The following is a 3,081-nucleotide window of genomic DNA, read 5'->3' as shown; positions in this document are numbered from 1 at the left end:
AGCCGATCGACCCGACCGCCGTGGCGGTGATCGCCCACCAGTCGGTGCGGCCCTGGAGCCCGGCCCGCAGCATGAGCAGCTCGCCGCCGACGATGAAGGCGTCGAGGGTCGCGGGCCATGCCCACTGGCGGATCGGGGAGCCTGCCAGGCCGTGCTGGCCGGCCACCTCGGCGAGGTGTGCGTAACTGAGCCAGAAGGCAAGGGCGGTCAGGGTCACGATCACGAGCCCGGCCGCGATCAGCGCGGCCCTCTCCATCGTCTGCTTGCTCATGCCGACACCTCCTTGCCCGCGATGACGATCCCTGCCGGGGTCTTGGCCACGTCGCCGGACTTGACGAGCGCCGCGACGGCGCGGGAGACGCCGCCCTTGTCGATGCCGGTCGCCGCCACGATGTCCTTCTGGGCGAGCGGGCCGGACGCCGACCGGACCGTGTCCAGGACCCGATTCCGGTTGGTCGGGGTACCGGCCGGGGTCGCCGCGGATTCCTCAGCGCGGGGCGCCGGCGCTTCCTCGGCCGCCGCTTCGGGTGCCTCCTTCACCAGGGTCAGGCGCGGCCCGCCGCCCGGGTCGGCGGGCTCCGGCGCCAAGGTGGCGACGTGCTGCCACGGGGTCACCTTCGGGAGCGCCTCCACCGCCTCATCCAGGACGTGCCAGATCCGCACCGGGCTGGGTTTGCGGTCCTTGTGCTTGATCAGGGCCCGGCCAGGGATGCCGCCGAGCGTCGACGGCTCCCAGCCCGTCGTCGCCGCGTTCTCGCCGTAGACCACGCGGTCGGACACCGGCGAGTCCACCGTCAGCGACATGACCGTGAGGCTGTTCTCGCTGACCATCGCCGTGACGCCGCCGTTCGTGCGGGACGGGTACTGGGTCGCCCAGATGATCCAGATCCCCGTCGCGCGGGCCAGGGTGTACAGGTCGTCGATCAGGTCGAGGACGTCCTTCCACCGGTTGTCCTTGGCCATCTGGAGGATTTGCCGTCCCTCCTCGATGACGACCAAGAGGCTCGGGTGCTCCGGCGTCGGCACCCACTGCGTGACGTCCGCGATCTCCTGCCGGTGCTGCATCTCCGCGACCAGCTCGCAGATCGCGTCGTAGATCGCCTGCCGGATCTCCTCGTTCGAGCCGCGCTGGTGACCCTCCGTCCGGACCTTCCCCTGCCACAGCCGGGCTTCCAGCCGCTTCGGGTCGAGGAGGATGCCCGCCCACAGCGGGTCGGCCACGGCCTGCATCATCCACGGCCGCCACGAGACGCTCTTGCCCATGTTCGTGACGCCCGCGATCAGCTTGTGCGTGCCCGCCATCGGCACGTCCACGATCTCGCCGGTCACCTCGTCCACGCCGATGCCGGTGTGCTCCGGCGTCCAGGTCATCGAGATGCCGTCCGACGCGGACCGGGTGCGGATCACGATCAGCGCGCGGTCGCCATGGCTGCCATCGCTGATCTGCATCCGCGTCTCGGTCCGCATCCCGAGCAGGGCGCGGACCGCCGCGGACTCGGCCGCGAGCTTCTTCGCCGACCAGCCCTTGCCGTCCAGCCGGACGCCGCACACGATCCCGGCCGCCGTCACTTCGGGCCGCTCGGTCAGCGTGCCGGACAGGCCGCGCGAGTCGGCGTGCTGCACCCAGTACGACGGGTCCAGGCGCTCCAGCAAGCGGCGTTCCTCCGCCGTGACCCCATCCTCGACCTGCACGGAGACCGACCGGCGACCGAGCCACAGCGCCGAGGCGTTGGCCGCGATGACCGCGACCGAGGTGGCCAAAGGCCACGTCTCCCAGTCCGCAGGCGTCGACCACGCGTACGTGCCGACCGCCGCCGGGACGACATGCACGGCGTGCCACCGCCGGGCTACCTGCGCCATCGTCGCCGGGTAGTTCGCCCGCGCCTCCTTCAACGCGGCCCGCGCGGCGATCCGGTGCGACCGCGCCGCCCTGTCCGCCGTCTTCGCCGCCCGCCGGGCGCCGTTCCACGGGTTCTTGCTCGCCTGCCGTGCCGCCGTCCGCTGCCCCTTCGCGGTCGCGGCCGTCGCCCTCGCCGACGTGTTCTCACGCTGAGCGGCCATGAGCTTCTTGAGATTTTCCGGCGTCCGGAGCGCCTGGCGCCGGTCCGCCGCCGCGTCCCACCGAGCCGCCACAGGGGCGCACATGGGGGACAGGGCATCGACCACGTTGGTCACCTCGGTGGCCGATGCCCGCCAGGCGGACTTGGTCGAATCGGTCGCCTTCCGCCAAACTTCCTTCACGTCCACGGTTCTCCTTCAGGTGCGTGGATGAGGGTCGGATCGCCGTTCGCTGCGGCGGTCCGGCCCGTCTTCGTTTGCTGGTTGCGCCTCTGGTTGCAGGTTGCGGTCGGGTTGCGGGGTGCAACCGCCTCTGACCTGCAAGGTTGCGGGTTGCGGTCGGGGGAGGGGAGGGGGGCCCTACGCACGCGCGCATATACGCGCGCGAGGAGCCCCTCAGATCACTCCGCCTCGGCCGCCTTCCGCCACGCGGCCGAGGTGTTCGGGGAGACCCCTGTCAGGTCCCGAATCCTGCGGTAGGGGACCTCCATCCGGACCGCCTCCACGATCACCGGACGGATCTCCGCGTCGAGCTGCTCCAGCTGAGCCAGGAGCCTGATCCTCTTCGCTCCCAAAGGCTTGAGTGCTGCTTCGGCTTGGGCCCTCAGTTGGGCCGGTGTCTGCGTCATGCGACTGACTCTGACACATCGATCCGCCTTTTGCAAGCGTCTCAGTCTGAGTCATCATTGCCCCCCGGTGATCACGCGGCGACCCTAGGCGCCCCTCTGCGGCCCTGTCAGCCGGATACCGGACCCAGAGGGCACGGCGCCCCTCATCGGCCGTCAGCGGGCCACACAGGGACGCGGGGAGGGGTGCGGGGGAGGCCGGAGAGATCGCGCGGGTCACTACGCAGGGGCGCTCCGCCCCCTGCACCCCCGGGCCACCGCTCCCAGAGGGGGAGGGGGCGCCGTACGCCACTGCGGGTCCGTGGGTGGGTCGGCAGGGGTCGCGGGGGGGTCCCTCCGGTCGGACAGCCCTCCGCACCCTGCCACGGAACCTGGGGGGGCTCCGCAAGCTCCACCC

At 71.5% G+C, this 3,081-nt stretch carries 3 protein-coding genes; all 3 read right to left on the bottom strand.

The window, feature by feature from the left end; translation table 11 throughout:
• A partial coding sequence (locus tag ACWFR3_RS46665; protein WP_453740799.1) for a DUF2637 domain-containing protein occupies window positions 1-271 on the bottom strand: 271 nt, incomplete at its 3' end.
• The gene (locus tag ACWFR3_RS46660; protein ID WP_376220332.1) at window positions 268-2,241 is read right to left on the bottom strand and encodes a helix-turn-helix transcriptional regulator; all 1,974 of its coding nucleotides are present in this window, start codon (window positions 2,239-2,241) and stop codon (window positions 268-270) included. The genes ACWFR3_RS46665 and ACWFR3_RS46660, both read right to left, overlap by 4 nt.
• Window positions 2,242-2,459: 218 nt before the next feature.
• Window positions 2,460-2,687 (bottom strand): hypothetical protein, encoded by a 228-nt coding sequence (locus ACWFR3_RS46655; RefSeq protein ID WP_376041194.1) that lies wholly within the window; start codon window positions 2,685-2,687, stop codon window positions 2,460-2,462.
• Window positions 2,688-3,081: the final 394 nt, after the last annotated feature.

The sequence above is a fragment of the Streptomyces sp. NPDC055189 genome (assembly GCF_053606765.1).
The sequence above is the reverse complement of the archived record's forward strand: the minus strand, read 5'-3'. Positions and strand labels throughout refer to the sequence as shown.